Source organism: Ralstonia condita (assembly GCF_958405655.1).
Classification (GTDB): Bacteria; Pseudomonadota; Gammaproteobacteria; order Burkholderiales; family Burkholderiaceae; genus Ralstonia; species Ralstonia condita.
The window spans coordinates 845798-870179 of the sequence record NZ_CATYWO010000002.1; the positions used below are offsets into that span (position 1 = coordinate 845798).

A 24382-nucleotide genomic window follows, 5' to 3' on the forward strand; every position below is an offset into this window, starting at 1 on the left:
AAGAAAGCGTTCAGGCGCCACCGCAGCTGCCGCAGCACTGGCCGGTACTGGCTGCAGATGCCTTGCGGGTGATGGCCACGCGCCACGTATGGGGGCCGCGTTCCAGGTAATCCCACGCGAACTGCCCCGGGCGGTCGAGCTGGAACTGGGACTGCAGCGGACGCGGATCGTGGTCATTGATCAACTCCAGGCTCTGGCCGATGTCGAGCTCCCCAAACGCGGAGAAGATCAGCGGATGGCGTTCGCGCGGCGCCAGTACGCGCAGGTCGAGTTGAATGGAAGGCGTGGGCTGGGTCATGGGTGCTCCGTTCAGGTGGTGTTCAACATCAAAAGATGCATAAAGAATGCATCTATAGTACTGAGGACGGCAAGCATAGTTATTGATGTATATCAGATGCTTGTTTTAGGGCGGCTCTTGCTGTTGCTTCCGGCCACTGGCCACGGCTGGCGTTTGCGCTGCATCAACACCGCGGTTGTGAGGGGCTTCTAACGTGGAGCAGACGACACCACACCGAACAAACGGGGGAAAAAATGAGCCGTCTCCATACATTCCGCGGTCTGATGCGCGCGGGTCTGATTTCTGCAGTGCTTGGGGCACTGGTGGCGGGGGCTGCCGCCCGTGCAGCCACCCGGCTCCCTGGCGACTTCGGGCCGCCGCGCGGCGAACCGATCCACGCCGTCCTGACGAGCCCGCCCAACGTGCCGCCACCGGTCCATCGCAACTATCCAGCCAAGGTCATCGTGGAGCTGGAGGTGGTCGAGAAGCAGATGCAGATTTCCGAGGGCGTCAACTACACCTTCTGGACGTTCGGCGGCACGGTGCCCGGCAGCTTCATCCGCGTGCGCCAGGGCGATACGGTGGAGTTCCACCTGAAGAACCACCCCGACAGCAAGATGCCGCACAACATCGACCTGCACGGCGTGACCGGGCCCGGCGGCGGCGCGGCATCGAGCTTCACCGCACCGGGGCATGAATCGCAATTCACCTTCAAGGCACTCAACGAGGGCATCTATGTCTACCACTGCGCCACGGCGCCGGTGGGCATGCATATCGCCAACGGCATGTATGGCCTGATCCTGGTCGAGCCGCCTGAAGGCTTGCCCAAGGTCGACCATGAGTATTACGTGATGCAGGGCGACTTCTACACCGCCGGCAAGTACCGCGAGAAGGGCCTGCAGGCGTTCGACATGGAAAAGGCCATCGATGAACGCCCGACCTACGTGCTCTTCAACGGCGCCGAAGGCGCGCTCACCGGCGACAAGGCGATGCACGCCAAGACTGGAGAGACGGTGCGCATCTTCGTCGGCAACGGCGGCCCCAACCTGGTGTCGAGCTTCCACGTGATTGGCGCGATCTTCGATCAGGTGCGCTATGAAGGCGGCAGCAACGTGCAGAAGAATGTGCAGACCACGCTCATTCCTGCCGGCGGCGCAGCCATCGTGAAGTTCACGGCCAAGGTGCCCGGCAGCTATGTGCTGGTCGACCATTCGATCTTCCGGGCCTTCAACAAGGGCGCCATGGCGATCCTGAAGGTCGATGGGCCGGAGAACAAGCTGGTCTACTCGGGCAAGGAGCTGGATTCGGTCTACCTCGGCGATCGTGCAGCGCCGAACATGACGGCGGTCACCAAGGCGACCGAAGCCTCGGTCACCGGCACGCTGACCGTACAGGATCAGGTGCAGGCGGGGCGCGCGCTGTTTGCGGGTACGTGCTCGGTGTGTCACCAAGGTAACGGTGCGGGGCTGCCGGGTGTATTCCCGCCGCTGGCCAAGTCCGATTTCCTGGCAGCCGACCCGAAGCGGGCGATGGGCATCGTGCTGCATGGCCTGAACGGCAAGATCAAGGTGAACGGCCAGGAATACGACTCGGTCATGCCGCCGATGACGCAGCTCAACGACGATGAAATCGCCAACATCCTGACCTACGTGCTCAACAGCTGGGACAACCCGGGTGGCCGTGTGAGCGCCGACGACGTCAAGACGATGCGTGCCCAGCCCGCGCCGGCCAAGGCCGTGGCCGAGCATTGAACCGATAGCGTGATCGCCATGTCCAGCCTCGCCTCGCGTATCGCAGCCATGCTGGTGGCGCTGGCAAGCACCGCCGCCCAGGGGGCCGCCTATGTGCGGTTGCCCGGCGGCGACTTCGACAGCGTGCTGCCGCAGAACGCGCCGAACCTCCCGCAGCGGGTCCGCATTGAGCCGTTCGAGCTGCGCACCTTGCCTGTGACCATTGCCGAGTTCCAGGCTTTTCTGCAGACGCACCCGGCCTGGCAGCGGGACCGGGTACCCGCGGTTTTCGCGGGCCCCGCCTATCTGTCCGACTGGGCTGATGCGCTGCATCCGAACCCGCAGGCATCGCCGCAAGCGCCGGTGACGGGCGTGAGCTGGTTTGCCGCCCGCGCCTATTGCGAGAGCGAAGATGCGCGCTTGCCGACCTGGCTGGAGTGGGAATCCGCCGCGGCCGCCGACGCCACCCGTGCCGACGCCCGCGACGATCCGCAATGGGCGCAACGCATCCTGAACTGGTACGAGCGGCCGGCCGCGAGCGTGCTGCCACCCGTGGGCGGCCCTGCCGATGTGCATGGCGTGCGCGACATGCACGGCCTGATCTGGGAATGGGTCGACGACTTCAACGCGCTCTTCATCGCAGGCGACAGCCGGACACAGGGCGACCCCGACAAGCAGAAATTCTGTGGTGCGGGCGCCATCAGCATCGTGCGGCGCGATAGCTATGCCGTCTTGATGCGCGTGGCGCTGCTGTCCTCGCTCGGCGGCGCAGATTCCACGGGCAGCCTGGGTTTTCGCTGCGCTCGCACCCTCAACGGAGAACATTCATGAAGCTACTCAACCTCATCCGTCATGTGCTGCTGACCACGCTGCTGGCGGCAAGCGCAGCGGGCGCCCAGGCGGCAGGGCCGGCCGCGACCGGCTCGCTGTATCAATCCGACGTGGCCTTGACGGACCAGAACGGCCGGGTCTTTCACCTGGCGGACCTGCGTGGCGAGCCTGTGCTCGTGAGCATGTTCTATTCGTCGTGCCAGATGGTCTGCCCGATGATCTTCGAAACGATCCGGGCCACGCTGGCAAAGGGTGGCAAGCCCGCACACGACGGGATGCGGGTCCTGATGGTGACGATCGACCCGGAGCGTGATTCTGTCGCGGCCCTCAAGCAGACGGCAGCCGCGCATGGAGCGGACGACCGCTGGCAGGTGGCCCGTACGACCGCCAGCGGCACCCGCGAGGTGGCCGCGCTGCTGGGCGTGCAGTATCGAAAGCTGGCGGACGGCGACTTCAACCATTCCAGCACGATCGTGCTGCTCGACGCAGACGGCCGGATCAACGCCCGTACCAACACGCTGGGCGCGGTCGACCCGAAGCTCGTCGAGTCCATGCGCAAGCTGGTCTCGGCCCAGCACTGAGTTGCCGGGCCAGGCGCCTAGGCGTAAGGCACCACCGCCTGGGTCTGCACGCCGAGGCCATCGATGCCCAGACGCATGGTGTCGCCGGCCTTGAGATAACGCGGCGGCTTGAAGCCCATGCCCACACCCGGAGGCGTGCCGGTGCAGATCAGGTCGCCGGGGTGAAGCGTCATGAAGCGGCTCACGTAGCTCACCAGGTGGGCTACGCCAAACACCATGGTGGCTGTGTTGCCCGTCTGCACGCGTTCACCGTTGACGTCGAGCCATAGCCCCAACGTCTGCGGGTCGGGCACTTCATCCCGCGTGACCAGCCACGGGCCGACCGGGCAGAAGGTGTCGCAGCCCTTGCCCTTGTCCCATGTGCCGCCGAGCTCCAGCTGGAACGCGCGCTCGGAGACGTCATTGACCACGCAGTAGCCGGCCACATGCGACAGTGCGTCCTCGCGTGAGACATCGCGCGCTGTCTTGCCGATCACGACGCCGAGTTCGACTTCCCAGTCGGATTTTTCGGAGCCCCGGGGCAGCATCACGTTGTCGTTGGGACCGTTCAGCGCGCTGTTGGCCTTGAGAAAGACGATGGGTTCGGCCGGCGGCGCCATGCCCGCCTCGGCAGCATGGTCTGCATAGTTCAGCCCGATGGCGATGATCTTGCCGATGCCTGTCCACGGTACGCCAAAGCGATCGCCGGGCAGAATCGGGAGGGTCGAACCCTCCACGCGCGCCAGCTGGGCCAGGGCTTCGTCGGAGAGTTGTCCGGGCCCGATTTGGTCCACGATGCCGGACAAGTCGCGCACGCGACCCTGTTCATCGATCAGGCCGGGGCGCTCCGCTCCGGGCGGGCCTACACGTACGAGTTTCATGGATGTCCTTTCGTGTGTTGCTTGATGACCTTGGCGGGGCGGGCGGCTTCAGACAGGCTGCGTGCCACCACGCTCAAGACTTCCTGCGCCGTGTTTTCGGAGTGCTGGCGCAGCACCTGCGCCAAGCGTGGGCGGCCCGGCTCACGCAGCGCTTGCATGATCAATTCGTGTTCTTCGTGGGATTCCTGCCAGCGCAGCGTGTCGGCATTGGCCGCGCCGCGCGCACGGTGCACCTTGCTCATCAGCGTGGCGTAGATGCCGGCCAGCACCGGATTGGCCGCGCCGTCGATGATGAGTTGGTGAATCTCCTGGTTGATGCGGAAGTAGTCCGTGCGGCGACCGGCCGTGTGCGCATCGAGCATGGCCTGGTGTTTGCGCTCCAGGCGCGCCATGGCGACTTCCGAGAGGCGCGATGCGGCCAGCTCGCCGGCCATGGCTTCCAGGCCATGCAGCGTCTCGAAGGTGGCGCGCAGCTCATTAAGATCGAGCGGCGCCACGCGGTAGCCGATGTATTGCCGGTGCAGCACCAGCCCTTCGGCCACCAGCACCTTGAGCGCTTCGCGCAGCGGCGTCTTCGACACATCGAACAGTTCGCAGAAGGCGCGTTCATCGATGCGGGCGCCGGGCGGCAGCTCGCCTTCTTCGATCAGCGTGCGCAGCCGCGAAGCAATTTCGGCCGACATGCCGAGGGTGCGCAGACGGGGGGATTGGAGCAGCGATTGGGTCACAGGCGTCACCAAAGAGGGGGAGATGCACCACAAAAGGCTATCACACACCAATATTGTGCTTATTGAGAATATAAAAATCAATAACTTACAGATGTTGTAATTACAGATTACGTATCCTATACTCCGCCATGTTGCGCAACACACACTAATCAAACCGACTCAGGAAGGTGTTTCGACGAGCGGGCGCTGCGGGCACACTGGCGAAAAGACCTGCCAGCAAGCACGCGTCTCGAAACGGCTTCGGGAGCTACCAGGAGACATGCGTAATGGAAACCGCAAGCCAGGCTCACGCCATGGCGCTAACGGAGACGAAGAGCTCCGTGCGCTGGAAGATTTTCTTGATGATGTTGATGCTGATCTCCATCAACTATGTCGACCGTGCATCGCTGTCGGTCGCCATGCCGCTGATTGCGAAAGAGTTCAACATCGGCCCGGCGGTGCAAGGCCTGCTGCTCAGTTCATTCTTCTGGACGTATGCGTTCATGCAGATCCCGGGCGGCATGCTGGCGGACCGATTTGGTCCGCGCGTCGTGATTGCCGGCGCCACGCTGGGCTGGGGTTTATTCCAGTCGATGGCGGCGGTGTGCACGGGCTGGGTGCCGCTGCTGCTCACTCGCCTGGGTCTGGGCGCGGCCGAAGCGCCCATCTACCCGGCAGGCGGCAAGCTCAACGCCATCTGGATGACGCAGAATGAGCGCGGCCGTGGCGCCACGCTGCTCGACGGCGGCGCACCGCTGGGGGCAGCGCTGGGCGCACTCATCATCGCAGGCCTGATCGCTGAGTTCGATTCGTGGCGTACCTCGTTCGTGGTGGCCGGTGTCGGCACCATGGTGGCGGGCCTGTTCTCGTGGTGGTACATCCGCAACCATCCGCGCGAGCATCCGTCCGTCAACGCATCGGAAGCCGCCTACATCGAGGCTGCGCACGCAGCCGACCAGGCGGCCGAGCCGACGAGCGTGAGCGGCAACGTGTTCGATTTCTTCAAGTACCGTTCGGTATGGGGCATGTTTGCCGGCTGGATGTGCTTCAACGCGTTGTTCTATGGTCTGCTGACCTGGATGCCGACCTATCTGTCGAAGGTGCAGGGCCTCGACATCAAGCAGATGGGCGGCGCGGTGTTCGCCATGTTCTTCTCCGGTTTCGTGGGTGAAATGGTAGGCGGCTGGATCGCCGACAAATGGATGGCGACGGGAGCCCCGCGCGCCAGGGTGCTGCGCACGCTGTTCGGCATTGCCTCGGTGTTCGCCACGGTGGCCATCTATACGGTTGCACGCTTCACGGACCCCGTGACCGTGGTGGTGCTGCTGTCGATCACGCTGTTCTTCCTGCGCTGGTGCGGCCTGTTCTGGTGCATTCCGTCGATCCTCGGCACGCGCAAGCGCGTTGGCTTCCTCGGTGGCGTCATGAACCTGGGCGGCAACGTCGCGGGGATCGGCATGCCGATCATCGTCGGCGTGATCGTCCAGGCGACCGGTTCCTACGACATGGCGCTCACACTGTTTGCGGCTGCGGGTGCGGGGCTCTTCATCTGCTCCACGCTGCTGATCGATTACAGCAAGAAGCTGCCGGTCTGAGCGGACACGCCATTCACGCGATATTCGATACAAAAAGATTGACGCGGCGCCGTGATTCGCGTGCGCCGGGTCACACCAACACCGGAACAGAGTCCCATGACAAAACGTATCCTGCTCGGCATGCTGACGCCCTCATCCAACACGGCGCTGGAACCCATCACCAGCGCCATGGTGAGCGGCCTGCCGAATGTGAGCGCGCATTTCTCACGCTTCACCGTCACCGAGATCTCGCTGCGCGATCAGGCGCTCGGGCAGTTCGACCTCGACAAGATCCTCAACGCTGCCCGGCTGCTTGCCGACGCACGCGTCGACGTAATCGCCTGGAACGGCACGTCCTCCGGCTGGCTGGGTTTCGAGAAGGACGAGGCGCTCTGCCGCCAGATCACCGAAGCGACCGGTATTCCCGCCACCACGTCCGTGCTGGCGCTCAACGAGATCCTCGCCAAGACGGGCGCGCGCGACTTCGGCCTCGTCACGCCATACCTCGACGACGTGCAGCAGCGCATCGTTCAGAACTACGCGCGCCATGGGTACCGCTGCGTGGCCGAGCGTCATCTCGATCTGCATGTCAATCACAGCTTTGCCGACGTGAGCGAGGACACGCTGCGCGCCATGGTGCGCGACGTGGCGCAGCACAAGCCGGCAGCCATCACGACGTTCTGCACCAACCTGCGTGCGGCGCATCTGGTCGAGGCGATGGAAGCGGAGACGGGCATCCCGGTGTACGACACGATCTCGACGGTCGTGTGGAAATCGTTGCGGCTGGCAGGTGTGGACACGCGCGCGTTGCATGGCTGGGGCCGCCTGTTTGCCGACGTGGCCTAACAGAGCAGGAGCACCAGGCATGTCTACCGAATTCGATTTGGTGATCCGCAACGCGGATGTCGTGACCGCTTCGGACCGCTTCTGCTGCGACATCGGGGTGCGCGATGGCCGCATCGCCATGTTGGGGCAGGGCTTGCCGCGCGGGGCGCGCGAAATGGACGCCAGTGGTCTGCTGGCCTTGCCCGGCGGTGTCGACGGTCATTGCCACCTCGACCAGCCCATGCCCGACGGCATGCGCATGGCGGACGACTTCTTCACCGGCACGCGCGCTGCCGTCTGCGGCGGCACGACGACGGTCATTCCATTTGCGGCGCAAGAGAAGGGTGCCTCGCTCAAGGCGGCGGTGGCCGATTACCATCGCCGCGCGGAAGGCCGCGCCGTGGCAGATTACGGCTTCCATCTGATCGTTGCCGATCCGACGCCCGACGTGCTGCAGCGTGAACTGCCGGAGCTCATCCGCCAGGGCTACACATCGTTCAAGGTCTACATGACGTATGACGACCTGAAACTGTCGGATCGCGAAATGCTGGCCGTGCTGGACGTGGCCAAGCAGAACAACGCGCTCGTGATGGTGCACGCGGAAAACGCCGACTGCATCTCGTGGCTGACCGAGAAGCTGGTCGGCGAAGGCCGCATCTCGCCGCGCTTCCACGGCTTTGCGCGGCCCGCGGCCGTGGAACGCGAGGCCACGCACCGCGCCATCACGTTCGCTGAACTTGTCGACGTGCCGATCCTGATTGTGCATGTGTCGGGCAAGGAGGCCATCGAGCAGATCCGCTGGGCGCAGGGGCGCGGGCTGCAGATCCTGGCCGAGACGTGCCCGCAATACCTTTACCTGACCGCCGAAGACATGGGCCTGCAAGGCGACCATGGATATGAAGGCGCCAAGTGCGTCTGCAGCCCGCCGCCGCGTGACCCGGAAAACCAGGCCGCCGTGTGGCGGGCGCTGGCCGGCGGTGTCTTCAGCGTGTTCTCATCCGACCACGCGCCGTTCAACTATGACGACCCGCAAGGCAAGAAGCTTGGCGGGCAGGCGCAGCCGTTCGACCATATTCCGAATGGCGTGCCCGGCATCGAAACGCGCCTGCCGCTGCTGTTTGACGGCATTGCGCGCGGCAGGCTGTCGTTGCACCAGTTTGTCGAGTTGACCTCGTATCGTCCGGCGCGCCTGTATGGCTTGTATCCGCGCAAGGGCACCATCGCCGTGGGCGCCGATGCCGACATCACGCTGTGGGACCCGGAACGCCGCGTGCGTATCACCAACAGCGCACTGCATCACGCCGTCGACTACACGCCGTACGAAGGCATCGAGGTGACGGGCTGGCCGGTGCATTGCTTCTCGCGTGGCGAGATGCTCGTCGAGAACGGCAGGTACCTCGACCCGGCGCCGGGGCGTGGGCAGTTCCTGGCGGCCGGCGCGCCGTCTCTGGTCTGATCTTCAGGGTTTCATCATGCGTATTCTGGTCGTCAATCCCAACATTTCCGAGAGCGTGACGGCGCTGATCCAGGCTGAGGCGCAGCGTTCGGCTTCTGCGGGCACCACGCTCACCATGGCGACGGCGCCGTTTGGCGTGGCCTATATCGAAACGCGTTTCGAGGCGTTGGTGGGTGGCTACGCCACTGCCTGCGTGGTGGCCGAGCACCATGGCCAGTTCGACGGTGTGGTCGTTGCTGCGTTTGGTGACCCGGGCCTGGCCGGGATCAAGGAACTGTGCAGCGTGCCGGTGGTTGGCATGACCGAGGCCGCGCTGGCCAGCGCGTGCCTGCTCGGACAGCGCTTTTCCATCATCGCGATTTCGCACCGCATCGAGGCCTGGTACCGCGAGTGCGTGGTCGCCAATGGGTTGTCGTCAAGGCTGGCAAGCGTGCGTTCGTTGCAGCAGCCCTTGCGGGATATCGGAAGCGTGCAGGAAGACCACGCGGCCCGCCTGGAAGCGCTCAGCCTGCAGGCCGTGCGCGAGGACGGTGCCGACGTCATCATCGTGGCCGGCGCGCCGCTTGCGGGGCTGGCCCGCACGCTCAAGGACCGCATTCCCGTGCCGGTGGTGGACGGCGTGTCCAGCGCCATTCGTCATTGCGAGAGCCTGGTCGCGCTGGCACCGTCGGGCGCAACGGAAGGGAGCTTCGCGCGTCCGCCACGCAAGGACAATCGCGGGCTGCCCGCGGCGTTGGCGGCGCTTCTGGCGTAAGCGCGGCATGCCGGGGCCGCGACAGCGGGCCCGCAGCCGGCGCACGGGAGGCGATGCGCTATCCTCGGCGGATCGCCCTCCGTTACCGATCATGTCGCTCCGCGCACTGAGAACGCTTGTCGCCATCGCCCGCCACCGGACATTCGCTCGTGCCGGCGAAGCCGTCGGGCTCACGCAGTCTGCAGTAAGCCTGCAGGTCAAGGCACTGGAGGCGGCGTTCAACGTGCGTCTGTTCGATCGCTCGCGTCGCGAGCCATCGTTGACCGAGGCGGGCCGCATCGTGCTCGCCCAGGCCGAGCAGATCCTGTCACTGTACGACCGCATTCCGGACGCGTTAAGCGATGAGAAAGCGCTGGTCGGCCGCTTGCGCATCGGCGCCATCCACACCGCGTTGGCCGGCCCGCTGCCCGATGCGCTGCTGGCACTGCGACGCCAGCATCCGGGCCTGCGCGTGCACGTTGCGGCGGGGTTGTCTGCCGAGCTGGCGCAACGGGTGGTCGACGGTGAACTGGATGCCGCCATCACTTCGCATCCGGTACGTCCGCATCCGGCCGATCTGGTCTGGTCGACACTGTATGAAGACCGCTTCTGGTTGCTCGCGCCGCCGCAGTACGCCGGGCACGATGCGCGCACGCTGCTGACCGACCTGCCTTTCATCCGCTTTGACGCCCAGGCGTGGGCCGGCCGCATGATCGCCTCCGAACTTCGGCGGCTTGGCATCCGTGTTCGCGAAGAGATGGTGCTCGACAGCAAGGAAACGATCGTACGCATGGTGGCCAGCGGCCTGGGTGCGGCGGTGGTGGCGCTGTCCGATTCGGTGCTGACGCAGTTGCCACCGATCGTGCGGCTGCCATTCGGTCAACCGCAGATGCGCCGGGCGGTCGTCCTGCTCGAGCACCAGTCCCGCCCTGCGCAACGCTTGACGCAGGCATTGGCCGAAGCCGTGGTGGCGTCTGACATGAGTATTTCTCGTTGATCGGCTGATAAATCAAAATTATTCCTGCTGCCACGGCGTGATAGCTTGGCGGGGTTTCATCCTCGCCCCCGCCTTGCCATGCTGTCGTCCCTGTCTTCCTTGCTTGCATCTGCCCTTGCAGGAGCGCGGCGATGACCGCCGCGATTCTTCTGGCGCTCGCGCCGGTGGCCCTCCTGGTCGCGCTCGGCTACGGGCTGCGGCATACCGGCTTCATTGCCGACGCCTTCTGGCCCCAGGCAGAAAGGCTTTGCTACTACATCCTGCTGCCTGCGCTGTTCATGCACGGCCTGGCCAGCGCCCATCTGCAGGCGCTGCCCGTGCTGCCCCTGGCGGCCACGCTGATTGCCGCAACAGTGGTCGTCGCCGTGGCCCTGATGCTGGCGCGGCGCTGGATACCGATTGACGGTGCGGGTTTCACGTCGGTGTTCCAGGGGGCCGTGCGCTTCAACAACTATGTCGGCGTCTCGCTGGCGGCTGGGATGTTCGGTACCCGGGGCGTTGCGCTGGCCGCCGTGTGCAACGCGGCCATCGTGCCGACCGTCAACCTGCTCTGTGTGCTGGTGTTTGCGCGGCATGGTTCCGTGCGGTTCGGCGGCTGGGCGCTGGTGCGGCAGATCGTGACGAACCCGCTGGTCGTGGCCTGCGCGATCGGCATTGGCATGCAGGCCAGCGGCGTGCAGGTGCCCGCGCTGGTGGAACCCGCCGTGCGCGCGCTGGGCGCAGCGTCGATGCCGTTGGGGCTGCTCTGCGTGGGTGCTGCGCTCAACTTCAGCGGTGTACGCGGATGGGCGCATCCTGTGATGGTCTCATCGGCCGTCAAGTTTCTGGCCATGCCGGTTCTTACGCTTGCCGTGGGTCACGCCCTGGGGTTGACCGACGTTGCGCTGACGGTGGCCTTGCTGTTCCAGGCGCTGCCGACGGCATCGTCGTCCTACATCATGGCCCGCCAGCTCGGCGGTGACGCGCCGCTCATGGCGGGCATCACCGCTGCCCAGACGGTGCTTGCCGCTGCGGCCATGCCGGCGGTGATGACCGTGCTCTCGCTCGTCTACGGTCTGCCTCAGGCGTAACGGTCAGGACGGTGCTTCAGACGCACTTGAGGCAGCGCACGGCCGGCATGTCGTGAACGGCCACGGCGTCGGGTCAAGCGGGCCGCGCAATCCGCCGGATCAGGGGCGCCGTACCACGCGAGGTGGCCGCCTGCCGAGCGCGCGATGCGCCGTTTGCCCATCGCGCAGGACGATTGGCGGCCTGGCGGCCGTGGCGCAACGCTGCCACGACGTCAAGCGCCATAAGCCCGTAGCCGTTCGAGGCTCACCACCGTCACGCCGCCGTATTCGAGCCGCACGACGCCGTCCTTCTCGAGCGCCTTCAACGACTGGTTGGCCACCTGCCGTGTCATGCCGGAGAGCAGGCCGAGTTCTTCCTGCGTGATCTCCAGGTGATCGCCTGCACCGGGGTAGAGCACCGGGTTGAACAGCGAGGCAATGCAGCGTGCCAGCCGGGGCGTGGCGTCGAGCAGGCGGTCGTATTCGAGCAGTGCCATGAAGTGCCCGAGCCGCTCGTTGAGTTGCTTCACCAGGAAGCGGTTAAAGGCGACGCTGTTGTCGACCAGCCACATGAAGGTGGGGCGGTCCATGAAGGCCATGCGGGTATCGCGCAGCGCGACGATGTCGTAGCGGCGCGGCTCGTTCTTGAGCACCGTGCCCTCGCCAAACCAGCCGCCGGCCGGTACCCCGGTGAACGTGACGCTGCGCCCCTCGGGCGATACCGTGCCGATCTTGATGAGGCCAGTGACCACGCCGGTCCAGCTTTCCAGCAGCGTGTTCTTCGGGCAGATGCACGCACCGCGGGCGTAAGCCTTTTCGACGATGCCGGCGCAGGCGCGGTCGGCTTCGTCGGCAGGCAGCTCGATCGACCACGCGGCGATGTGTGCGAGGCGCGCGCGGCTGATGCCGGGGCGCGCGTTCGTGTCCAGTTCAGCCACGCTGGATGCCCACTGGCAGCGTGCTGACGCGCCGGACCTCCGGCGTGGCGAGCCAGTCCGTGTGCAGGCACTGCAGGAACATGCCGGTCGCGTCTTCGCCCCAGAAGAGTTCACCGTGGTGGGCGAGGGTGGGGACGCCGAAGACGCCGAGCGCGAGCGCGGCTTCGGTGTGCTGGCGCAGGGCATCCTTCACGGCCGGATCTTCGACGGCGCTCGCGCCCTCCGGGTACCCCACTGCCGCGCACAGCGCTGCAAAACCCTCGGGCGAGGCAACGTCGTTTCCGTCGCGCCAGATGTGCCGGAACACCGCGCGCACGGCATCGAGCGTCCCGCCCATCGCGATCGTCAGTCGCAGCGCCTTGATCGGATTGAACGGGTGCGCCGGCGGCATGCGGAACGGAATGCCCAACTGCTGCGCCCGGAACAGCGCATGCCGATACGTGAAGACGCGCTTCGGGCTGATTTCCGCCGGGCCGCGCTGCCCCCAATGATTCAGGATCGCGCCGAGCACTACCGGACGCGGATGCACGACCATGTCATGGCCCTGCTGCAGCCGATCGAACTGCTCGAGCTGCAGGTACGCAAACGGCGAGATGACATCGAAGAACCAATCGACGGTGGTGGACATGGAGTCTCCTCAGGCAGCGTGTATCTGCAGCAGCGGCGCCAGGGTGAAGGGCGCTGCGGTCATGGCGCGAATATCGTCGAGTGTCGCATGCGACAGGATTTCGCGCAGTACGAGCCCCCCGTCCGTCACGTCGAACACGGCGTGCTCCGTCACGATGACCTTCACGCAGCCCTGGCCGGTGAGCGGCAGCGTGCAGCGCGGCAGGATCTTCGAGTTGCCATGCTTGTCGGTGTGCGCAAGCGCTGCGATCACCTTGCGCGTGCCGTAGCACAGGTCCATCGCTCCGCCGATGCCGGGCCACCATTTGCCGTCGCGCTGGCAGGCCCAGTTGGCGAGATTGCCGAGCGCATCGACCTGCAGGGCGCCGAGAATGGTCACGTCGATATAGCCATTGCGCATCGCGCCGAGCGACGTGGCGAGGTCCATGAGGGCGGCGCCGGGCATCAGGGTGATGGGCTCGCACCCGGCGTTGGTGAGGTCGCTGTCGATGACATCCAGGCCGGGGCGTCCGCCGAAGCCAAAGGCGCCATTCTCGGTGTGGAAGATGACACCGGCCTCGGCATCCAGGTAGTTGGCCGTGAGCGTCGGAATGCCAAGGCCGAGGTTGACGACTTCTCCGGGGCGCAGCTCCAATGCGCAGCGCGCGGCGATGCGTTGCTTGGGGTGATCGGGCAGGGCTTGCATGGCGGTCTCCTTGATCGCTCGCTGGGGTGCGGTCATGCTTGCGCGGCAGCAGGCAGGCGGCCGAGCTTGGTCCAGTGTTGCCGGTAGAGCGCGTGCTGGTCTTCCAGCGTCAGGCCCTGCACCACGGCGTTGACGAATACGCCCGGGCAGCCGACCCGTTCTGGCGGAATCGCGCCCACTTCCACGATCTCGTTCACTTCAACGATGGTGTAATCGCCCGCCATGGCGATGTCGCGCTGGTTCTGCAGCGCCGTGCCGCGAAACTCGACGTTGCCGAACGTATCGGCGCGCCAGCCCTTGATGATCGAGACGTCTGCACGCAGGGGCGGCTCCACGAAGCACGTCATGCCGTCAACGCTGATCGTCGGCTTTGGCCCGCCGCGCGCCGGGAACATTCCCGGCTGGTCAAGGATGCCCACGCCCACCGGCACGAGGGCGCCGCCCAGTCCCAGCGCACCCGCGCGCACTTTTTCGGCCCAGGTGCCCATGGGGAAGAACTCGGCCACGCGCACCGCGTCGGTCAGATACGCCCGGGTAGATTCGTCCGTGGTGCCGACGTGCGTGCCGATGAACTCGGCGAGCTGGCCAGACGCAAACAACTTCGCCTTGAGAAAGCCGCCGCGCAGTCCCGGCGTGTTGGTGATGAGCGTGAGGCGGTCGGTGCCGCTGGCGAGCAGGGCCTCGATGCAGCAGGCTGGCTCGCCGGCGCCCACGAATTCGCCCAGCATCAGACGGCTGCCGCTGCGGACGTGGGCGACGGCCTCGTCCACGGAAAGGACCTTGTTGGCGTAGCGCATGGTGTCTCCTGTCGTGGCCGGTCGTGCGGACATTCCGGGCCGGCCTGCGGCGCAGTGTAGGAGTGGCGTTTTCGGGGCGATGTCTTCTGCATGACATTTGCTTCGTAAGGTTTGGTCAAGGGCGTCCTATATAGTTGTGAGGCCGTACGAACCATGCTGCATTGCGGTTGTCGCGCCCGGGCCGGACAGGCCCATTCCCCGATCGATCCCACCCGCACCTCGTTTTCAGGACCGCATGCACGTAGACACCCCCCTCATCTCGACCATCATCGGTGGCCTGGTGCTGGCCTTTGTCTTCGGCACCATTGCGCAGCGTTTGCGGCTGCCGCCGCTGGTGGGCTATCTGGTGGCGGGCGTGCTGGCCGGGCCGTTCACCCCCGGCTTCGTGGCCGACCAGAGCCTCGCGCCCCAACTGGCCGAGCTGGGCGTGATCCTGCTGATGTTCGGTGTCGGTCTGCATTTCTCGATGAGGGAACTGCTGGCCGTGAAGGCCATCGCCATTCCGGGCGCCATCGGCCAGATTGCGCTCGCCACGCTCATGGGCATGGGCCTGGCGTGGCTGCTGGGCTGGGATTGGGGCCCCGGGCTGGTGTTCGGGTTGGCACTGTCGGTGGCGAGTACCGTGGTGCTGCTCAAGGCGCTGGAAGATCGCGGCATCGAGCATTCGCACGAAGGCCACATCGCCGTGGGCTGGCTGATCGTCGAAGATCTGGTGATGGTCGTGACGCTGGTGTTATTGCCGGCACTGGCCGGCGCCTTGGGCGGTGCCGGCAGCACGGCCGCCAGCGTATGGGAGATCGCCAGGGTGCTGGCGATCACGCTCTCGAAGGTGGTCGCCTTTGCCGCGCTGATGCTCGTGGTCGGCCGTCGCGTGATTCCGTGGATGCTCGAGCGCATCGTCATGACGGGCAGCCGTGAACTGTTCCGCCTGGGTGTACTGGCCACCGCGTTGGGTGTCGCCTATGGGGCAACGGTCCTGTTCGGTGTGTCGTTCGCGCTGGGTGCGTTCTTTGCGGGCATGGTGCTGGCCGAGTCGGAGTTCAGCCAGCGCGCCGCGGAAGAATCGCTGCCGCTGCGCGATGCGTTTGCGGTGCTGTTCTTCGTGTCGGTGGGCATGCTGTTCGACCCGCGTGTGCTGGTTGAAGACACCTGGGCGGTGCTGGGCACGGTGCTGATCGTGGTCGTGGGCAAATCGCTGGCGGCGTTCGGGGTAATGCGTGCGTTCGGCCACGGCAATCGCACGGCGCTGACGATCTCCGCCAGCCTCGCGCAGATCGGCGAGTTCTCGTTCATCCTGATTGGCCTGGGGATCGGGCTGGAAATCCTGCCGGTGCGCGCACGTGGGCTGCTGCTGGCGGCGGCGATCCTGTCCATCCTGTTAAATCCGCTGATGTTCGGCCTGATCAACCGGATCAAGCGCGAAGTGGCGGCAGAGCCGGCAGCAACGGACTGACGCCCTACGCTTGTTACCCAACCCCGAATCTTTCGTAGCGAGGAGTGTTCATGGGCAATCTGAGTATCGGAGTGATCGTCGGCAGCCTGCGCAAGGCGTCGTTCAACCGCCAGCTCGCGCACGCGCTGGTCGGCTTGTTGCCGTCAGGGGTGGAGGCCAGGTTTATCGAGATCGGCGATCTGCCGCTCTACAACCAGGACCTGGACGGCAACCTGCCCGAGCCCGTGCAGCGTTTCAAGGCCGGAGTGGCTGGCGTGGACGCCGTGCTGTTTGTGACGCCGGAATACAACCGCGGCATGCCGGGCGTGCTGAAAAATGCGATTGACTGGGGTTCGCGACCCTACGGCCAGAGCGTGTGGGGCGGCAAGCCGGCGGGCGTTGCCGGTGCCTCGCCGGGTGCGATCGGCACGGCGTTGTCGCAGGCGCAGTTACGCAATGTGCTCTCGGCCGTAGGCGTGAAGGCTCTGCCCTTGCCGGAGGTGTTCTTCCACTTTGCGGGAGAGCCCTTCGATGCGCAGGGCCAGGTGGTGGACGCGCGCACGCGCCAGTTTCTGCAGGGGTTCGTGGACCGATTCGTTCAGTGGGCTGCAGAGAGCCGCGCGTAGGGCGCGCCTTGCGAATCGATCAACCGGGGGAATTCAGGGCCGGGCGGGAAGGGGGCTTCCCGCTCGGCCGTTTTGCTTCTGGGCCGCGCGTTCAGGCCAGGAATGCGGCGGCGCTGATGAGCCAGCCGGCTGCAACGCAGCTTGCGATCCAGGCAGCCATGACGGCGCCGATATCCAACCATTTCATGATTGTTCTCCTTACAACACTTGCAATGCATGTCCAGGCAATCGATGTCTGAACAACTGTCATGAAGTTTAGGTGTTGCAATGCGGAAGAACAATATGGCGGGAGGTGAACAGACTGTTCCAAAGGTAACAACAAATTTCAGCCCTTGCGTGGCGTGGGCCGCGCTTGGCGCCTGCCACGTGACGGCCTGGGAGTGGCGTTGTTGCGCTGCAACAATAATGCTCTTGCACGACCTGTTCAGCGTGGGCGAAAGGTAGTGGCGACTGCGTCGGCAAATCGCGCCTCGTCGACAAAGTCAGGCTCGCCATGGCCGGCGGTGCCGAAGACGCGCAGGAGATACACCGCGCCATGTCCGAAGAACGCGTACCCGCGCACCGTGGCCGTCCGGTCTTCCCGCGTGCGCCACTCGCCTTCCCAGTAGATCAACGAATGTCCTCCCAGCGATCGCAGTGCCGGCGATTTGCCCCGGACAAGACGGACCGCCCACGCGGGGCAGTCATCATGCACACGCGATTCCATATGGTTGAGCAGGATGGCCAGATCACGATGGCGCAGGGTCTCCAGATACGCCGGCGTGCCGTCGGGAAAACTGGATCTGCGTACTGTCACCAGCCCGAAGGCTTCCGATGGCGCCGCCTGTTGCGCCAAGACCAGGCGGGACGGCCCGAACGGTGAAGCGATGATTGCGGCAACGCCGGGGATGGGCGCGTCGGGGCCCAGACGCAGCGGACCCCAGCCACGCGGCAGCGCGAGTGTCGCGCCGTCGTCGATGCGCAAGGTGACGGGATTGGCCAATCTGGGCGCGGCCGCAATGGGCACGGTCCACGCCAGCACGACGAGCGCGAGCCACAGCGCCGCCCGTGTGGGGCGGACGCGCTGGCGATACGTCCTCGTCTTCAATGGCGCCACGCGTTGGCTCCTGGCAGAGAAAGCAGGGGGAGGCGACCACGGTTGGCGAGCGATTGACTGTATGTGCACATGTCTCCTGCCAGCAAAGCCGGTGCCTACGCTGTCAGCAGGCGCTCCATCCCCCGGTCACAACATATCGACTTGCGCGCGTGCACGCCATCGACGCTTGGTGGGGTATCGAACGGACGAGTCCGGCGCGGCTGGCTCTATCACGCCCCGCCACCGTGGCTCTTTTCACAGGGCCACGTGGTTGGGTAGGGTGACGTTTGGCCGCTGTCCCCATCGACATCCCGACGCACTTGCATGACCTCCACCACGATTAACCCCTGTCAGCAGCCCATCGGCGTGCCGTTGCCCGACTGGAGCGCGCGGCCCGTGCCGCCGCACGCGCCGTTGGCCGGTCGCTATTGCCGGCTGGAACCGCTGGATGCCGCCCGCCATGCCACTGCATTGTTCGAGGCATTCCGCCAGGCGGACGACGGCCGCGACTGGACCTACCTGACGGAAGGACCATTTGCCGATGCAGACGCGCACCGCGCTTATGTCGAACGCATCGCGGCGCGCCGTGATCCTTTGCAGTACGCCGTGATCGACGCACGGACCGATCGCCCGGTCGGGACATTGGCCCTGATGCGCATCACCCCTGAGCATGGGGTGGTCGAAGTGGGGGCCGTGACGTTTTCGCCCCGGTTACAGCGCACACCAGCTTCGACAGAGGCGCAGTTCCTGCTGATGAAGCATGTGTTCGATGACCTCGGCTATCGGCGCTACGAGTGGAAATGCGACAGCCTGAACGCACCGTCACGGCAGGCCGCGCTACGGCTCGGCTTTCAGTTCGAAGGGATCTTCCGGCAGGCGGTGGTCTACAAGGGGCGCAGCCGGGACACCGCATGGTTTTCGATCATCGATGCCGAATGGCCCCGGCTGCGGACGGCGTTCGAGCGGTGGCTGGCGCCGGAGAACTTTGGCGGGCAGGGGCGCCAGCGCATGTCACTGAACGCGCTGCGTCCGTCCTAGTGTTCACGCTCCGGTTCCGCTCACGCCTTCTCGTGGGGCAGCGCGCAAGCGCCGGTTCCCGTTGCTTCGACTTCAGGCCCGTTGAGTGCGCCCGATACGGAAGCGGCACCGGCGATCACGCCGGGGGCTAGGCATCGGGCCCGGACGCATCGGCATACATGCCACGCAGCGCGAGCGCGCGTTCGGCCTCCGGCAAGTCGAGGATGGCGCGCGCGAAGCCAATCAACGCCTGGCAGCGATCAGCCGGCGGGGCTGCCTCACGCAGTTGGGGAAGCGTCAGCACACGTTGCTCGTGCGGTGGCAGGGCGGCCACGGCCAAGTGCAGGGCGGGAAGGGTTTGTGCGCGCGTGATGGCCGGTGCGTGTTCCGGTTCGGCCGCGCGCACCAGATCGGCAAAGAGGCTTTGCTGGCGTGCGATCAGGTCGCGCGGCAGTTGCGCGGCGGCAGCGCCTGCGTCGGCCGTGCCGTCCAGGTACGCAACGCAGGCGGCTGGGCTGAGTCGCTGCAGGGCCTGCGCTTCTTCCAGCGTCAGCTGGGCATTCGCGAACAACAGGGCATCGGGCGCGGTCGGGATCAGCGCGCGATACAGCTTGGTCGACTGCGCGCGCAGCAAGGCCATCACCTGCGCATCCGTGGCGCCGCGCTGGAGGGCTTGCCAGACGGTGTCGAGCAAGTGGCCGAAATGCGCCGGATACTTGCGCTCGAGCGTGGCATAGAGCGTGACGCTGCGCAGTTCGGCTGCCAGTGCCTGACGGCTGCGGAGCAGCGTGGCCATGGTGGCGTATTCACCGCCGGCCGAGGCTCGGGTGATGACGTGGCTGGCCAGCAGCTCCGACGGGTTCGGAAACCACATCTGGTCGAACGGGGTGTTCTGCACGCGGCGCACGAATGCGTCGGGCAGGCCGGTTTCGGCGTACGCACTCCAGAGTTCGTTGCCGGTTGCGCCGGGTGTCTGATCATGTTCGGCGCCCACCGCGCGCGGGCGGTGGAAGCCGATGCGCGCACCCGGGGCGGCGGCACGGTCCTCGCCCGCCAGAAAGGCGATCGTGCAGGCGGACGCGCAGGTGCGTTCGACATACGTGCGCAAGCGGTGGCGGCGGATGACGTCCGCGACCAGCGCACCTTCCCGCAGCCAGCCGCCTTCGGAATTCAGCACCACGGCGGTGGCTTGTGGCGCCTTGCGCAGCGCGGCCTCCAGTGCATCTGCGGCGCCGTCGTTCATGCCGCCCGTAAAGAGAATGGCACGCCCATCGCGTTGCGGCACGACCGCGAACGGCGAGGCAGCCTGCTCGCCCAGTGCCGTGCGCAGATGCGCGCCCAGGCGCGGCAAATCGTTGACCACGCGCGCACTCGTCGCGAGGGCGCCCAGCACGATCATCAGCTTGGCCGCCACCGGCCACACGCTTGACGCGCCGGCCCGCCGGTGGCTGATTTGTTCACGCCCCGCCGAGCGCCACGTGCCGACCACCGCCCAGATCCACAGCGCAACGCCCACCGCATAAATGGCCAGCAATGCGGACGACGCCGCGCGCGCCGGTGCGTTGTGTGCCAAAGCGTGCGTAATGCCAGCGCTGAGCGCGACCACGCCAAATTGCATCAGCGCAGTGTGCAGCCAGTACGAGCGGGCAAGACTGTAGTCGCCTCGCCAGTGGCGGGCAAAGAAGTTGCGGGAAGGGGGGCGCGGCCGACGAGGATCGACAGGTGTGAGCGGAGGCAGAGCGTCGCTGGCGGCGGAGGTCATTCGTGGTCTCGATGCCGAGCAGGGGCACGCGGCGCCGCGATTGTCGCCCTTGGCGTCGCAGGCTCGCCTCCCCCCGTTGGGAGGGGGTGTTGGGCGAGCCGGGCACCCGTCGGCGGAGGTGTCATCGCAGGAGGACGGCCGCCAGGGGGGCGCCTGTCAGGCCCTGACCGAAACGAGCGGCGGTTGCGCCGGTGCAATGGCCTCCGCGCTGGCGGGATGGGCTGCCTGCGCGGCCTGAGGCTGGCGCGCCTGCTGGCGGGCATCGGCGGCTGTGGATGCGCCAGTGATTTTGTCCGTGATACGCGCTTTCGTGGCTGCATCCGCGCTGGCCGTGTTCGGCGCGTTGTGGCGGTTTGCAACTTGGGTTTCGGCCTGCTCCAGGCCTTTCTGGGCCTGCAGCTTCGCGATCTGTGCCTGCACGATCGCGATCTGCTGGCTCAGCAACTGCGCCTGTTCCTTGGTCCGGTCGGGAGGCAGTCCCTGGTTGGGCAGATTCGCCATCGACTTCTGCAGATTCTTGAGCTGGCGCTGCAGACGCTCGATTTCATTGGCCGAACTGCTCCCGCTGCCCGAGGCGCCGGCGGCCGCAGTACTGGAAACGGAAGAGGAAGAGAGTTGCATCGCCATCTCGCTGATCAGTACGCCTGTGATCGGTCGGCGCGCAGAAAACTTTAGGTGCGGACGCGGAAATCTTTCGATTTCGGTGCCGTCGGCCAGCCCATCTGCGAAGGGGAAGGCTCGGTGGGGCGCGCGCGATCGGATGGCCCGGGCGGGCAAACGCTCCGCATTCGTCAGTGGCGAACGGCCGGAGGTGCAGTTGCGTCAACGCTTCTTCCGGTTCATTTGCCGGGCCGAATTTTGTCTCGATAGAGGTGACACGTCCTTTTAATCGTGACGAAAACGTCAGAGGCCTCCTACAAGATCACGGTCAATCTGTAAGAGCACTCCTACAAATCTGGCTGAAAGGATGTCTCGGCTGTCCTACAAGACCTGTAGGACAGGGGTAAGAAGTGTCCTACAAGCGGTTAACCCGGCATCCGATGCTCACAGTCGTAGAAGTGCGACGCGCCAGAAGTCAATTTGTGGCGACTTTAGGCAATTTAATTGCTATTTTTTTGATGAGAGTAGGGTAAATACGTGTCAAACGCCCGCTTTAGCGCATCGTACACCTCGACTGGTGGTGGCGGCAAACGCTTCATTTGCAACGTTTATTAACAGATTTGTACGAAGATAGCCTACAAGAAAACGGATTACCTCACCCCTCTGATGTAGGGGGCGACCCTTCTTTACTTACCCCGACCGGAAACCCACAATGTGTTCAACAGAAAACAACTTCACCATGTCTTTAGCGACGTGAGTAAGAAGGCGGCAGAAAGGCCGGTCACGGCACCGACTGCCAGGAACATCCGATCTGTGGGGATTGGTGAACGCCCGGCGAGGGTAGGCGCAAAGACATAACGCGCCACCGGACAGCACCATGCGTGATCGGATGCAGGTTGTACTTTTACTGCACACGACGGGACATACATGGACACGCAAGACATTGTTTCCGAGATCAGCGAGCTGAATCTCACCTATCTGATGCTTGCCCAGCAGATGCTGGCCAAGGATCGCGATGCCGCTCTGTTTCGCCTCGGCATCTCTGAAGAACTGGCTGACATCCTGCTGACGATGTCGCCCGCGCAGATCGTCAAGCTGGCCAGCACGAACATGCTGCTGTGCCGCTTCCGCTTCGACGATCACGCCATCCTGGGTCTGGTGACCCAGCCGCACCGTGACAAGGGCCTGCAGCAATCGCAAATGTCGATCCTGCTGGCGCGTCAGGCGGTTGAGCAGATCAACTGAGTCTTTTGCGGCGGTTCTTCGCCGGCTCAGTGGTTGCGGAATTGGGATGGGTAGCAAGCGTAGCGGGAGCAGTGCCATGCGTCACACCAGCGTCATGAATGAAGTCGAGCAGATCCACCTTGCAGCGGAATTGATTTCGCTCGGTGCGCGTCTGCAACTGCTGGAACAGGAAACCACGCTCAGCCGTGAGCGTCTGGTCAGGCTGTACAAGGAAATCCGTGGTGAATCTCCGCCCAAGGGCATGCTGCCGTTCTCGGCGGACTGGTTCCTGACGTGGTCGCCCAACATACACTCGTCGATCTTCCTGAACATCTACCGCTTTCTGGGCGAGAACAGCCGCAGCACCGGGGTGCGCCGCCTGATCTCGGCCTACAAGCTTTACCAGGAACACATTCACGTCCACGAACAGGAAGAGGTGCTCTCGATCACCCGCGCGTGGATGATGCTGAAGTTCTTTGAAGGAAAAATGCTGCACACCGTGAAGTGCAAGCGCTGCACGGGCCATTTCGTGGCCCACGCAGACGACCTGCACCAGGATTTTGTGTGCGGCGTGTGCCAGCCGCCGTCACGCGCAGGCAAGAAAAAGCGCGTAGCTGGCCAGGTCGATGCGGTCGCGGACAAGACGATCGACGCCTGAACGGCGTTTGACGGGAACACGGGACGTACGGGAACAACGGGAACCGCCGGTCAGACCGGCATACAACAACACAACCCAGAGCACAGAGCAGGAAAGTCAAGGGCTCAGACAGCATATAAAAGGGGAAGGGGGTAGGCCGGTCGCGGGCAACTGCAGACCGGCATTTTTTTGCCGCCGCGCGTGAGTGAGGGGACGGAAAGCGATTTCCGTCCTTTTTTTTGTGCGTTGTGCCGGCGACGCCCCTCGTGGGCAGGGTGGCGCTCAAGCCGCCCGTTTTGCTGCCGTTCTTGTTGGAGAAGGGCGCGGCGCCCTGGTTTTACCTCGCCGCGCAGCAGTAAAACCCGGCGCTCAAGCCTTCAGTTAACCGGGGGGATGCCGTTATTCCCCCTTGTATTGATCGCAGGATCGCCCATTCAGGAGTTCGCCCCGTGCTAGTCGCCATCGGTTACATCGTGATTCTCGCCTCGGTGTTCGGCGGCTACATGCTGGCCGGGGGGCACCTTGGGCCGCTGTTCCAGCCGACCGAACTGCTGATCATCTTCGGCGCCGGCATCGGCGCCTTTGTCGTCGGCAATGACAAGAAGGCCATCAATGCCACGGTCAAGGCGCTGCCGGGCCTGTTCAAGGGTTCGAAGTACACCAAGTCCCTCTACATGGAAGTGATGGCGCTGCTGTATGTGGTGCTGTCCAAGATCCGCCGCGAAGGGATGATGTCGATCGAAGCCGACATCGAAGCCCCGCACGAAAGCACGCTGTTCGCCAATTACCCCGCCATCCAGGCCGATCACCACGCGCTGGATTTCATCTGCGATTACCTGCGCCTGATGGTCGGCGGCAACCTGAATCCGTTCCAGATCGAAGCGCTGATGGATCAGGAAATCGACACCCACCACCATGAAGCCGAACAACCGGCCCGCATCATCACCAAGGTGGGCGACGCCATGCCGGCCTTCGGCATCGTGGCCGCCGTGATGGGCGTGGTGCACACCATGGGCTCGGTCGGCCTGCCGCCAGCGGAGCTCGGCAAGCTGATCGCGTCCGCGCTGGTTGGTACGTTCCTCGGCATCTTGCTGGCGTACGGCTTCATCGGGCCGCTGGGCTCGCTGCTGGAGCAGCGCGCCGAAGAATCGACCAAGTTGTTCCAGTGCATCAAGGTGACGCTGCTGGCCAGCATGAACGGCTACGCGCCGGCGATTGCCGTGGAGTTCGGCCGCAAGGTGCTGTTCTCGACCGAGCGCCCATCGTTTGCAGAACTGGAAGACCACGTGCGCGGTGCCAAAACGGCCTAGCGCTGAACCTATGAGACAGAGCGCGGCCCATG

At 65.0% G+C, this 24382-nt stretch carries 25 protein-coding genes; 15 read left to right on the plus strand and 10 right to left on the minus strand.

What is annotated here, in order from left to right; all coding sequences use genetic code 11:
- Positions 1 to 10: 10 nt before the first annotated feature.
- Positions 11 to 298: a DUF2249 domain-containing protein gene (locus R2N03_RS10355; protein WP_316657478.1), complete on the minus strand. Its 288-nt coding sequence runs from the start codon at positions 296 to 298 to the stop codon at positions 11 to 13.
- A 233-nt stretch (positions 299 to 531) separates the two neighbouring features.
- Between R2N03_RS10355 and nirK the strand changes: the two genes are divergently transcribed.
- From nirK to R2N03_RS10370, 3 genes are read left to right on the plus strand one after another with little or no spacing between them, the layout of a single operon-like run.
- Positions 532 to 2028, plus strand: coding sequence for a copper-containing nitrite reductase (nirK, locus tag R2N03_RS10360; protein WP_316657479.1), 1497 nt, complete (start codon positions 532 to 534; stop codon positions 2026 to 2028).
- 18 nt (positions 2029 to 2046) lie between these two features.
- The gene (locus R2N03_RS10365) at positions 2047 to 2838 is read left to right on the plus strand and encodes a formylglycine-generating enzyme family protein (RefSeq protein ID WP_316657782.1); all 792 of its coding nucleotides are present in this window, start codon (positions 2047 to 2049) and stop codon (positions 2836 to 2838) included.
- Positions 2835 to 3419, plus strand: a complete 585-nt coding sequence (locus R2N03_RS10370) for an SCO family protein (RefSeq protein WP_316657480.1) — start codon at positions 2835 to 2837, stop codon at positions 3417 to 3419. Before R2N03_RS10365 ends, R2N03_RS10370 begins: the two co-directional genes overlap by 4 nt.
- A 17-nt stretch (positions 3420 to 3436) precedes the next feature.
- Here the strand turns inward: R2N03_RS10370 and R2N03_RS10375 are convergent, their stop codons facing one another.
- Positions 3437 to 4279: a fumarylacetoacetate hydrolase family protein gene (locus R2N03_RS10375; RefSeq protein WP_316657481.1), complete on the minus strand. Its 843-nt coding sequence runs from the start codon at positions 4277 to 4279 to the stop codon at positions 3437 to 3439.
- Entirely contained in the window at positions 4276 to 5055 is a 780-nt protein-coding gene (locus R2N03_RS10380; protein ID WP_316657482.1) for a GntR family transcriptional regulator, read from the minus strand. The genes R2N03_RS10375 and R2N03_RS10380 overlap by 4 nt, the downstream gene beginning before the upstream one ends.
- 218 nt (positions 5056 to 5273) lie before the next feature.
- Between R2N03_RS10380 and R2N03_RS10385 the strand changes: the two genes are divergently transcribed.
- The 6 genes from R2N03_RS10385 to R2N03_RS10410 all read left to right on the plus strand — a co-directional run bounded on the left by R2N03_RS10385 (position 5274) and on the right by R2N03_RS10410 (position 11641).
- Entirely contained in the window at positions 5274 to 6581 is a 1308-nt protein-coding gene (locus R2N03_RS10385; RefSeq protein WP_316657483.1) for an MFS transporter, read from the plus strand.
- A 96-nt stretch (positions 6582 to 6677) separates the two neighbouring features.
- Positions 6678 to 7406 carry a maleate cis-trans isomerase family protein gene (locus R2N03_RS10390; RefSeq protein ID WP_316657484.1) on the plus strand — a complete coding sequence of 243 codons (729 nt, stop codon included), beginning with the start codon at positions 6678 to 6680 and terminating at the stop codon, positions 7404 to 7406.
- A 19-nt stretch (positions 7407 to 7425) separates the two neighbouring features.
- A complete protein-coding gene (gene hydA, locus R2N03_RS10395) occupies positions 7426 to 8841 on the plus strand; it encodes a dihydropyrimidinase (protein WP_316657485.1) in 1416 nt (471 codons plus the stop codon).
- A gap of 16 nt (positions 8842 to 8857) precedes the next feature.
- Positions 8858 to 9595 (plus strand): aspartate/glutamate racemase family protein, encoded by a 738-nt coding sequence (locus R2N03_RS10400; protein ID WP_316657486.1) that lies wholly within the window; start codon positions 8858 to 8860, stop codon positions 9593 to 9595.
- A gap of 91 nt (positions 9596 to 9686) precedes the next feature.
- Complete coding sequence (locus R2N03_RS10405; RefSeq protein WP_316657487.1) at positions 9687 to 10571, plus strand: LysR family transcriptional regulator; 885 nt, start codon at positions 9687 to 9689, stop codon at positions 10569 to 10571.
- Positions 10572 to 10702: 131 nt separating this feature from the next.
- The gene (locus tag R2N03_RS10410; RefSeq protein WP_316657488.1) at positions 10703 to 11641 is read left to right on the plus strand and encodes an AEC family transporter; all 939 of its coding nucleotides are present in this window, start codon (positions 10703 to 10705) and stop codon (positions 11639 to 11641) included.
- 212 nt (positions 11642 to 11853) lie between these two features.
- On the opposite strand, the gene R2N03_RS10415 is transcribed toward R2N03_RS10410, so the two are convergent.
- The 4 genes from R2N03_RS10415 to R2N03_RS10430 are packed head-to-tail and all read right to left on the minus strand — an operon-like array spanning position 11854 to position 14667.
- Positions 11854 to 12558 carry a Crp/Fnr family transcriptional regulator gene (locus tag R2N03_RS10415; protein WP_316657489.1) on the minus strand — a complete coding sequence of 235 codons (705 nt, stop codon included), beginning with the start codon at positions 12556 to 12558 and terminating at the stop codon, positions 11854 to 11856.
- Positions 12551 to 13186, minus strand: a complete 636-nt coding sequence (locus tag R2N03_RS10420; protein ID WP_316657490.1) for a 2-hydroxychromene-2-carboxylate isomerase — start codon at positions 13184 to 13186, stop codon at positions 12551 to 12553. Before R2N03_RS10420 ends, R2N03_RS10415 begins: the two co-directional genes overlap by 8 nt.
- A gap of 9 nt (positions 13187 to 13195) precedes the next feature.
- Positions 13196 to 13870 (minus strand): 3-oxoacid CoA-transferase subunit B, encoded by a 675-nt coding sequence (locus tag R2N03_RS10425; protein WP_316657491.1) that lies wholly within the window; start codon positions 13868 to 13870, stop codon positions 13196 to 13198.
- A 32-nt stretch (positions 13871 to 13902) separates the two neighbouring features.
- Positions 13903 to 14667 (minus strand): CoA transferase subunit A, encoded by a 765-nt coding sequence (locus R2N03_RS10430; protein WP_316657492.1) that lies wholly within the window; start codon positions 14665 to 14667, stop codon positions 13903 to 13905.
- Positions 14668 to 14902: 235 nt separating this feature from the next.
- Here R2N03_RS10430 and R2N03_RS10435 point away from each other — a divergent pair, with 235 nt between their 5' ends.
- Positions 14903 to 16120, plus strand: a complete 1218-nt coding sequence (locus R2N03_RS10435) for a cation:proton antiporter domain-containing protein (protein WP_316657493.1) — start codon at positions 14903 to 14905, stop codon at positions 16118 to 16120.
- A gap of 50 nt (positions 16121 to 16170) precedes the next feature.
- Positions 16171 to 16725, plus strand: a complete 555-nt coding sequence (locus tag R2N03_RS10440; RefSeq protein ID WP_316657494.1) for an NADPH-dependent FMN reductase — start codon at positions 16171 to 16173, stop codon at positions 16723 to 16725.
- A 424-nt stretch (positions 16726 to 17149) separates the two neighbouring features.
- Here R2N03_RS10440 and R2N03_RS10445 read toward each other — a convergent pair whose 3' ends face one another.
- On the minus strand, positions 17150 to 17821 hold the full coding sequence (locus R2N03_RS10445; RefSeq protein ID WP_316657495.1) for a hypothetical protein: 672 nt from the start codon (positions 17819 to 17821) through the stop codon (positions 17150 to 17152).
- A 303-nt stretch (positions 17822 to 18124) separates the two neighbouring features.
- On the opposite strand from R2N03_RS10445, the gene R2N03_RS10450 reads away from it, so the two are divergent.
- Positions 18125 to 18838, plus strand: a complete 714-nt coding sequence (locus R2N03_RS10450; RefSeq protein ID WP_316657496.1) for a GNAT family N-acetyltransferase — start codon at positions 18125 to 18127, stop codon at positions 18836 to 18838.
- 127 nt (positions 18839 to 18965) lie between these two features.
- On the opposite strand, the gene R2N03_RS10455 is transcribed toward R2N03_RS10450, so the two are convergent.
- Both R2N03_RS10455 and R2N03_RS10460 read right to left on the minus strand, forming a co-directional pair.
- Positions 18966 to 20579: a COG3904 family protein gene (locus tag R2N03_RS10455; protein WP_316657497.1), complete on the minus strand. Its 1614-nt coding sequence runs from the start codon at positions 20577 to 20579 to the stop codon at positions 18966 to 18968.
- 156 nt (positions 20580 to 20735) lie between these two features.
- Positions 20736 to 21200: a FlxA-like family protein gene (locus R2N03_RS10460; RefSeq protein ID WP_316657498.1), complete on the minus strand. Its 465-nt coding sequence runs from the start codon at positions 21198 to 21200 to the stop codon at positions 20736 to 20738.
- Positions 21201 to 22106: 906 nt separating this feature from the next.
- On the opposite strand from R2N03_RS10460, the gene flhD reads away from it, so the two are divergent.
- From flhD to motA, 3 genes are all read left to right on the plus strand, one after another.
- Complete coding sequence (gene flhD, locus R2N03_RS10465; RefSeq protein WP_003263508.1) at positions 22107 to 22424, plus strand: flagellar transcriptional regulator FlhD; 318 nt, start codon at positions 22107 to 22109, stop codon at positions 22422 to 22424.
- A 76-nt stretch (positions 22425 to 22500) separates the two neighbouring features.
- The gene (gene flhC, locus R2N03_RS10470; protein WP_316657505.1) at positions 22501 to 23061 is read left to right on the plus strand and encodes a flagellar transcriptional regulator FlhC; all 561 of its coding nucleotides are present in this window, start codon (positions 22501 to 22503) and stop codon (positions 23059 to 23061) included.
- 428 nt (positions 23062 to 23489) lie between these two features.
- Complete coding sequence (motA, locus tag R2N03_RS10475; RefSeq protein ID WP_316657506.1) at positions 23490 to 24350, plus strand: flagellar motor stator protein MotA; 861 nt, start codon at positions 23490 to 23492, stop codon at positions 24348 to 24350.
- Positions 24351 to 24382 lie beyond the last annotated feature (32 nt).

What these genes read in the sequence shown, in the direction of transcription:
- R2N03_RS10375 (WP_316657481.1), bottom strand. Translation starts at nt 4,279, where the DNA reads ATGAAACTCGTACGTGTAGGCCCGCCCGGAGCGGAGCGCCCCGGCCTG.
- R2N03_RS10400 (WP_316657486.1), top strand. Translation starts at nt 8,858, where the DNA reads ATGCGTATTCTGGTCGTCAATCCCAACATTTCCGAGAGCGTGACGGCG.
- R2N03_RS10460 (WP_316657498.1), bottom strand. Translation starts at nt 21,200, where the DNA reads ATGCAACTCTCTTCCTCTTCCGTTTCCAGTACTGCGGCCGCCGGCGCC.
- R2N03_RS10370 (WP_316657480.1), top strand. Translation starts at nt 2,835, where the DNA reads ATGAAGCTACTCAACCTCATCCGTCATGTGCTGCTGACCACGCTGCTG.
- R2N03_RS10435 (WP_316657493.1), top strand. Translation starts at nt 14,903, where the DNA reads ATGCACGTAGACACCCCCCTCATCTCGACCATCATCGGTGGCCTGGTG.
- R2N03_RS10355 (WP_316657478.1), bottom strand. Translation starts at nt 298, where the DNA reads ATGACCCAGCCCACGCCTTCCATTCAACTCGACCTGCGCGTACTGGCG.
- R2N03_RS10425 (WP_316657491.1), bottom strand. Translation starts at nt 13,870, where the DNA reads ATGCAAGCCCTGCCCGATCACCCCAAGCAACGCATCGCCGCGCGCTGC.
- R2N03_RS10390 (WP_316657484.1), top strand. Translation starts at nt 6,678, where the DNA reads ATGACAAAACGTATCCTGCTCGGCATGCTGACGCCCTCATCCAACACG.
- flhC (WP_316657505.1), top strand. Translation starts at nt 22,501, where the DNA reads ATGCGTCACACCAGCGTCATGAATGAAGTCGAGCAGATCCACCTTGCA.
- R2N03_RS10430 (WP_316657492.1), bottom strand. Translation starts at nt 14,667, where the DNA reads ATGCGCTACGCCAACAAGGTCCTTTCCGTGGACGAGGCCGTCGCCCAC.
- hydA (WP_316657485.1), top strand. Translation starts at nt 7,426, where the DNA reads ATGTCTACCGAATTCGATTTGGTGATCCGCAACGCGGATGTCGTGACC.
- R2N03_RS10385 (WP_316657483.1), top strand. Translation starts at nt 5,274, where the DNA reads ATGGAAACCGCAAGCCAGGCTCACGCCATGGCGCTAACGGAGACGAAG.
- R2N03_RS10420 (WP_316657490.1), bottom strand. Translation starts at nt 13,186, where the DNA reads ATGTCCACCACCGTCGATTGGTTCTTCGATGTCATCTCGCCGTTTGCG.
- R2N03_RS10405 (WP_316657487.1), top strand. Translation starts at nt 9,687, where the DNA reads ATGTCGCTCCGCGCACTGAGAACGCTTGTCGCCATCGCCCGCCACCGG.
- R2N03_RS10410 (WP_316657488.1), top strand. Translation starts at nt 10,703, where the DNA reads ATGACCGCCGCGATTCTTCTGGCGCTCGCGCCGGTGGCCCTCCTGGTC.
- R2N03_RS10365 (WP_316657782.1), top strand. Translation starts at nt 2,047, where the DNA reads ATGTCCAGCCTCGCCTCGCGTATCGCAGCCATGCTGGTGGCGCTGGCA.
- R2N03_RS10455 (WP_316657497.1), bottom strand. Translation starts at nt 20,579, where the DNA reads ATGACCTCCGCCGCCAGCGACGCTCTGCCTCCGCTCACACCTGTCGAT.
- R2N03_RS10440 (WP_316657494.1), top strand. Translation starts at nt 16,171, where the DNA reads ATGGGCAATCTGAGTATCGGAGTGATCGTCGGCAGCCTGCGCAAGGCG.
- nirK (WP_316657479.1), top strand. Translation starts at nt 532, where the DNA reads ATGAGCCGTCTCCATACATTCCGCGGTCTGATGCGCGCGGGTCTGATT.
- flhD (WP_003263508.1), top strand. Translation starts at nt 22,107, where the DNA reads ATGGACACGCAAGACATTGTTTCCGAGATCAGCGAGCTGAATCTCACC.
- R2N03_RS10450 (WP_316657496.1), top strand. Translation starts at nt 18,125, where the DNA reads ATGACCTCCACCACGATTAACCCCTGTCAGCAGCCCATCGGCGTGCCG.